Here is a 7,458-nt window from a genome sequence, read left to right as displayed (position 1 = left end):
GGGATTATGCATTTCTCTGTAGGAGCTGCCGCAGGCTGCGATCTTTTGTTTTAAACGGTGGACATTGGTCACCTGACCTTCCCGAATATTGGCTGTTTGATTGCCACTCGCCGCGCACTAGATTGGTTCTACACCACTAACCCACCGCAGGTGATGAACCATGAACGTTTTGCGCTTCTGTGCCGCTCCCCTTGTTGCCCTGTCCTTATCTATCTCCGCCTCGGCATTCGCCCATGAAGCCGGTGACCCTTCGGAAAAAGTCACGGTATTGCAGGACCAGATGCTGAAAAACGTACCGGGGAAAAAGGCGCTGATGATCGAGGTCGACTACAAGCCCGGCCAATCATCCATTGCCCATAAACACGACGGCACGGCCATGGCATACGTCCTCTCGGGATCTATTACTTCCCAAGTCAAAGGCGAAAAAGAAGTGACCTACAAGACAGGCGAATACTGGTACGAGGCAGCCGGTTCCGAACATCTGGTGTCGAAAAACGCCAGCGCCACCGAGCCCGCCAAGTTGCTGGTGTTCATGGTGTTGTCGCCAGACGAGAAAGTGTTGATCCCGTTGAAAAACTGATCGCTGAACCGACAGCCATAAATAAATACGCCCAAATCCACGATTCGGGCGTTTTTATTTCTCCGGGCAATTACCCGAACTTCTTTAAACCAAACAAAACTATCGGTCACGTGATAACGACGGATATTGGCTATTTCATTTCGTTCTTCACGGTTTAGTCTGAAATCACTGCCGGCCGCTTCCGGCAACTTCAACTTCCCTACTGATGTTGTTTCACTGGAGAAACACAATGAAACTTGCACTTGTCAGTACGTTATCGTTGGCTGCTCTCATGGCCGGCTGCTCGGTGCCCACGGCGCCTTCGGCGGTTTCCTCGCTGGACGGAATCTTCACTGAACCGGTAGGCCGCAGCAACGCGACCCGCATTTCCAACGGCAGCAATGTTTCCCTGGGCGTGGTGTACAGCCAAAACACCCAGGCCAACCGCGCCTACCTGCAGGATTACCAAGCCAATGCCGGCACCGGTTTCGGTCAGAGCCTGCTGGTGCAGGACATCCACGACGCCTACGTCGCCACCTCCAAACCCGACCTTGCAGTGGACTGGGTCAAGGCTTCGCTGCAACGGCAGTTCGGTTCGGTCACGGTGTATCCGGACATGCAAAGCCTGAAAGCCGCGAAACCGGATGTCGTCGCCATCATCGACAGCCGCAGCCAGTTGATCACCTCACGCAGTTCGGACGTTGAATCCAAAGTCAGCGCGGACTTTTATGACAGCAACTTCAACTACATCGCAACTGCACAAGGTTATGACGCCAAAGCGCTCAGCCCGGTATGGGCGGATTTCAAACGTAGCGAAGAGATTGTTGCCGACATTAACGAACAACAGAATGTGCAAGTAAGGGCACTGCAGAAGTTTGACCAGTCGCTCAGTAATTTACTGACTAGTCCGACAAGTAATGTATCGATGATTGATACTACAACGGGGCAGAAGTTGTATTGAGATCAATGGCCCCATCGCGGGCCAGCACAAACACCACAAATCCCACAGACAAAAAAAGCCCCGCATCTCTCAATGCGGGGCTTTTTCATTCAACGCCTGATCAGGCCGCCGGTTCCAGCTCGACGGCGACAGCGGCAGGCACTACCGCTTGACCGCTCAACGCCAGGTCCAGCAGCTCGCGGTTGGCCACTGCATACATGGCGTAGTCAGTGCCGCTGGCGGCACGGATTTCCACCAGCATGGCGCGCCAGCGTTCGATCATGCTGCCGTGCTGCGCGATCCACAGCGCCAAACGTGTTTCCACGTCCTGGGTGCCGTCGCCCTGTTGCAGGACCGAGATGGTGATCGCACGTTGCTGCCAGTCCACATCATCACGGAACGCTTCACGGGCCAGGGCCTGCCAGTTGTTTTCAACCGGCAGAGCGCTGATCTGTTGCATGTACCAGGTGATGTCCAGCGCGCTGCCCACGGCGAAGTACGCCTTGGCCACTTCGGCCGGATCCTGGCCAGTCACGTCGGAAGCCTCGATGATCGGCAACAGGGTGTACAGGTGCGAAGTACCAGCCACCATGCGTGCCAGCAACTCCGGCACACCGGCTTCGACGTACGCCTGATAACGGGTCTGCCAGGTTTCGCGGATCTCGCCACTGAGCAACTCGTCGAGTTTGAGGCCCAACTCTTTCAGGTGCGGACCGAAGTGTGCGACGTCACGGGCAGCGTTCTGCTCGTTGCGACGGGCACGCAGGAACCAGCGCGTGGCGCGACGGCCCAGACGCATCAGCTCGTCCATCAGCTCCAGTTGCACGTCGGCGGAAACCTGGTAATCCAGGGCTTCAATCTGACGGAACCAGTGCGGGAGGTGGAAAATGTCGCGCACGATCACATAAGCACCGGCCACGTTCGCCGGGCTCATGCCGGTCGACTCTTTGAGTCGTTGAACGAAGGTGATGCCCATGTGGTTGACCAGGTCGTTGGCGATCTGGGTGCTGACGATTTCGCGCTTCAGACGGTGACGGCGCATGGCTTCGGAGAACTTGCTCACCAGAGTCGGCGGGAAAGCGGTTTCCATGTCGCGGGTCAGGTAGTCATCATCCGGCACCAGGGAGCCCAGCAGCTGCTCCTTGAGGTCGATCTTGCTGTAGGAGATCAGCACCGACAGCTCGGCACGGGTCAGGCCATGGCCGTCGGCGATGCGCTCGTTGAGTGCGTCTTCGGCAGGCAGGAACTCGATGGCGCGATCCAGCTTGCCGCGACCTTCCAGATCGTTCATCAGGCGCTTGTATTCGGCAATCCGCGGCAAGGCGCGACGGGCTGCCAGGGACAGGGCCTGAGTCTGCTTGTAGTTGTTGCCCAGCACCAGGTTGCCGACTTCGTCGGTCATGCTCGCCAGCAACTGGTTGCGTTGCTTGTCGGTCATGTCACCGGCCTGAACCACTTCGTTCAGCAGGATCTTGATGTTCACTTCGTGGTCGGAGCAGTCCACACCACCGGCGTTGTCGATGAAGTCGGTGTTGGAACCGCCGCCATTGAGGCCGAATTCCACACGACCCAGTTGGGTCATGCCGAGGTTACCGCCCTCGCCCACGACTTTGCAGCGCAGTTCGTTGCCGTTCACGCGCAGTGCATCGTTGGCCTTGTCGCCGACATCGGCGTGGCTTTCGCTGCTGGCCTTGACGTAAGTACCGATACCGCCGTTCCACAACAGATCCACCGGCGCCTTGAGCAAGGCGTTGAGCAGTTCGGTCGGGGTCAGTTTGTCGGCCTTGATGTCGAAGCGTTCCTGCATCTGCGGGGAAATCGCGATGCTCTTCGCGCTGCGCGAGAAGATACCGCCGCCTTCGGACATGATGCTGGTGTCGTAATCCGACCACGCCGAACGTGGCAGGTCGAACATGCGCTGACGCTCGACGAAGCTGGTCGCCGGGTTCGGGTTCGGGTCGATGAAGATGTGCAGGTGGTTGAACGCAGCAACCAGTTGCAGCTTGTCGGACATCAGCAAGCCGTTACCGAATACGTCACCGGCCATGTCGCCGACGCCCACTACGGTGATGCTGTCTTCCTGGACATTGATGCCGCGCTCGCGGAAGTGGCGCTGTACGCCGACCCACGCGCCCTTGGCGGTGATGCCCATTTTCTTGTGGTCGTAACCGGCCGAACCACCGGACGCAAACGCGTCACCCAGCCAGAAGCCGTAGTCGATGGCGATGCCGTTGGCGATGTCGGAGAAGGTTGCAGTGCCCTTGTCCGCCGCTACTACCAGGTACGGGTCATCGTCGTCATGACGCACGACGTTGGTCGGTGGCACCAGGGCGCCGTCCTTCAGGTTGTCGGTGATGTCCAACAGACCCGAAATGAAGATGCGGTAGCAGGCGATGCCCTCGGCCGCGATCTCGTCTCGGCTGCCGCCCAGTGGCAGGCGACGCGGCAGGAAGCCGCCCTTCGCGCCCACCGGTACGATGACCGAGTTCTTCACTTGCTGGGCTTTTACCAGACCCAGGACTTCAGTACGGAAGTCTTCTTCACGGTCGGACCAGCGCAGGCCGCCACGAGCAACGTTACCGAAGCGCAGGTGCACGCCTTCGACCCGTGGCGAGTACACGAAGATTTCGAACTTCGGCACAGGCTTCGGCAGCTCAGGGATCAAGTGCGGGTTGAACTTGAAGCTGAAGTACGACTTGTTCTGGCCGTTGGCGTCGGTCTGGTAGAAGTTGGTCCGCAGGGTCGCTTTGATCAGATCAAGGTAGCGACGCAGGATGCGGTCTTCGTTGAGCACCTGAACGTCGTCCAGAGCGGTCAGGATCGCGTGTTCCAGACGCTGCTCGAGGTCGTCGCTGCTCAGCTTGCGCGCCAGGTAGAAACGGGTCTTGAACAACCGGGTCAGCTCGCGAGCGATGTCGGTGTGATTGTTCAGGGTGCTGGCTATGTAACCCAGGTCGAAGCCCAGACGAATCTGCTTCAGGTAACGGGCGTAGGCACGCAGCAGCGCAACGTCACGCCACGGCAGGCCGGCGGTCAGCACCAGGCGGTTGAACGCATCGTTCTCGGCATCGCCACGAACGATATGGACGAACGCGTCCTGCAAAGTGTCGTTGAGTTGCTGGATGTCCAGGTCCAGGCCTTCGGCAGCCGTGAACGCGAAGTCGTGAATCCAGAACTCGCGGCCATTGGTGTGACGCAGGCGATACGGGAATTCACCCAGCACGCGCAGGCCGAGGTTTTCCAGGATCGGCAGCACGTCGGACAGTGCCAGCGGGGTATCGGCGTGGTACAGCTTGCAATGCAGCTCGCGCTGACCGGACACCTGGCCCAGCGGCTGGTAGAAGCTCATCACCAGCGGATTTTTTTCGTTGAGGCTCAGCAGGTGCTGCATGTCGACCACGGCCGAATGCGCTGCGAAACGCTCGCGGTAACCGGCCGGGAAGCCTTTCGGGAAGTCCGCCAGCACGTTGGTGCCGTTGGCTTCGCCGAAGCTTTCGACGGTCAGGGCCGAGTAGTCGTCCTGCCAGCTGCGGCAGGCCTGCACCACTTCTTTTTCCAGCTGCTGCGGGTCGATGTCGAGGCGGTTTTTCGGGTCTACACGCAGGATCAACTGCACGCGAGCCAGCACGGACTCGGAGAAGAAGGTCCAGAACTCGCAGTCCGAGGCCTTCAGGCGATCCATCAGCACTTGCTGGATCTTCTGGCGCACTTCGGTGGAGTAGATGTCACGCGGCACGTAGGCCAGGCAGTAGCAGAAACGGCCGTACGGGTCTTTGCGCAGGAACACGCGAATCTTGTTGCGTTCCTGGATCTGCACGATCGACATCACGGTGCTGAACAGCTCATCCACCGGAGTCTGGAACAGATCGTCGCGCGGCAGGACTTCGAGTACCTGCGCCAGTTCCTTGCCCAGGTGAGCCTTGGCCTGGAAGCCGGAGCGGCGCTCGATTTCCGCGACCTTGCGGCGGATGTACGGGATGACCCGCACGCTCTCGCCATACACCGACGAGGTGTACAGGCCCATGAAACGGCATTCCTTGATGACCTTGCCGTCGGCGTCGATTTCACGGATCGACACGTAATCCGGGTAAGCCGGACGGTGTACACGGCTTGGGTGTGCGGCCTTGGCGAACGACAGCAGGGTCGGTTCGCGCAGGTAGTTCACGGCGTAGTCTTCGATGCGCAGGTCATCGTAGGTCAGGCCGGCGCGCAGCAGTTTGGTCAGGCCAAGGAAGGAATCCTTGTCATAGGCGATGTGGCCGCCATCGGCTTCATCGCTGACCACGAACTCTTCATAGCCGAGGAAGGTGAAGTGGTTGCCCACCAGCCATTCCAGGAAGCTCTTGATTTCGTTCTTCTCGTCGGCATCGACGGCGAAGCGGCTGTTGTCCAGGTTGGTCAGGATTTCCTGGACCTTGGCTTTCATCGGCTCGAAATCGCCAACCGCGACGCGTACTTCGGCGAGCACTTGCTCCAGCTCTTTGGTCAGTACGTTCAGTTCAGCGGTGTTGGCGCAACGGTCGATTTCCAGGTACATCAACGACTCTTGCAGCACGTCGTCGCCCTGGGTGCCTTTCGGCAGGATTTCCAGCAACTCGCCCTTGCTGCCGCGACGCACGCTCAGCACGGTGGTTTGCAGGGTGTGGATGCTGTAGCCGCGACGGTTCAGCTCGGTGCGCACCGAGTCCACCAGGAATGGCAGATCGTGGTGCAGCACTTCGACCGCAGTGTGGGTCGACTGCCAGCCGTGGCGTTCGTAATCGGGGTTGTAGACGCGCACTTGTGGTTGCGCGTGATCGAAGCGCTCAAGCAGGCGCCACGCAGAAAGGGTACAGCCAGCGAGGTCGGACAACCGACGTTGGGTCAGTTCATCCAGGGAAATGATGCCGAAGAATTGTTCAGCGAACAGCGCCACTTGTGGCAGTGCCTGTTCACTGATGTGCTGCGCCAGTGCCGCTTGCAGTTGGTGCTGGAAGTCGGCTTTGCTGGCTGCGGTGAAGAACGCCATCTGTGGTACTCCGCTTGGGCTTGTTATTGATGGAAGCGTCGCGCGAAACACCCCTTTCGGGGCTATGTTTCAAAGCTACCCGTCACCCGGTTCCTGATTCTCGGGCAGAGGAAACAGGGTGACAGGTGGGTGAAGCTGGACGAGACACTCGGGTCACATTCACCTTCCGTGAATGGGCATCTGCAAAAACGACTGGGCTGCGTGCAGCGCAATGTCTTTACGGGTGCTCATCCGTTGCGCAGCTTAACGAGTGCGGCAAGGCCCGTGCTTGCGGTGCTGCGACATATTCGGTCAACGGTACGCAGCGTGGCGGCGGCGCATCGGATAACACTAGCAGCCGTATGCAGTTTTGGCCGATTTATGCCCGAATTTCCGGCACATCCGTACCAGAAATGACCAGCAACACTTCTGCCGTTCACGACACATCCTCTGACACTCGGACGAGCATAAATGTGCGTGGGCTGGCAGAATCGCCCTTTGTTCGTCTTCACAATGCTCGTCGAGCCAGGAATTTCCCATGCAAATGACCACCGCCCTCTTGATCGTCAACCCGTGCGACGACGAGGAAGACAACATGGCCATGCTCTGCTGCCATAGCGAAAAGGGCGAAATGTTCCTGATGAGCCGCTATCCGGACGAAGACGAACTGGAAATCACCCTGGATGGCGAACCTTCGACGCTGGATGGCGTGAAGGTCACGTTGAGCCCTACCCTGTTGAAGATTGAAATTGCAGCGGCGGATGCCGATGCGTTGAATGGGGATGATGTGCTGGAGATTACTCACAGCACCGGCCCGAGCGATTTGGTGGAAGTGGAAGAAACATTGCAGAACATTCTCAATGGGACTGGCACCTTCATTAGCGAACTTTAAAGGCGTCTGGATGGGCCCCATCGCTGGCAAGCCAGCTCCCACAGGTTTCAGCGGTGTGAATGCGACTTGTGCAACACATT

4 protein-coding genes are annotated in these 7,458 nt (G+C 58.7%); 3 read left to right on the top strand and 1 reads right to left on the bottom strand.

All coding sequences use genetic code 11. The features are described from left to right. Positions 1–160 precede the first annotated feature (160 nt). The gene (locus tag ACW9JC_RS27130) at positions 161–580 is read left to right on the top strand and encodes a cupin domain-containing protein (protein WP_457458852.1); all 420 of its coding nucleotides are present in this window, start codon (positions 161–163) and stop codon (positions 578–580) included. A gap of 229 nt (positions 581–809) precedes the next feature. Beyond that, on the top strand, positions 810–1,520 hold the full coding sequence (locus tag ACW9JC_RS27125) for an ATPase (RefSeq protein WP_457458850.1): 711 nt from the start codon (positions 810–812) through the stop codon (positions 1,518–1,520). A 100-nt stretch (positions 1,521–1,620) separates the two neighbouring features. Here the strand turns inward: ACW9JC_RS27125 and ACW9JC_RS27120 are convergent, their stop codons facing one another. Continuing rightward, positions 1,621–6,507, bottom strand: coding sequence for an NAD-glutamate dehydrogenase (locus ACW9JC_RS27120; protein ID WP_457458848.1), 4,887 nt, complete (start codon positions 6,505–6,507; stop codon positions 1,621–1,623). Positions 6,508–7,024: 517 nt separating this feature from the next. Between ACW9JC_RS27120 and ACW9JC_RS27115 the strand changes: the two genes are divergently transcribed. Next, positions 7,025–7,378: a hypothetical protein gene (locus ACW9JC_RS27115; protein WP_457458846.1), complete on the top strand. Its 354-nt coding sequence runs from the start codon at positions 7,025–7,027 to the stop codon at positions 7,376–7,378. The last annotated feature ends 80 nt before the right edge of the window (positions 7,379–7,458 follow it).

It is taken from the genome of Pseudomonas sp. SDO5591_S426 (assembly GCF_054070755.1).
The sequence above is the reverse complement of the archived record's forward strand: the minus strand, read 5'-3'. Positions and strand labels throughout refer to the sequence as shown.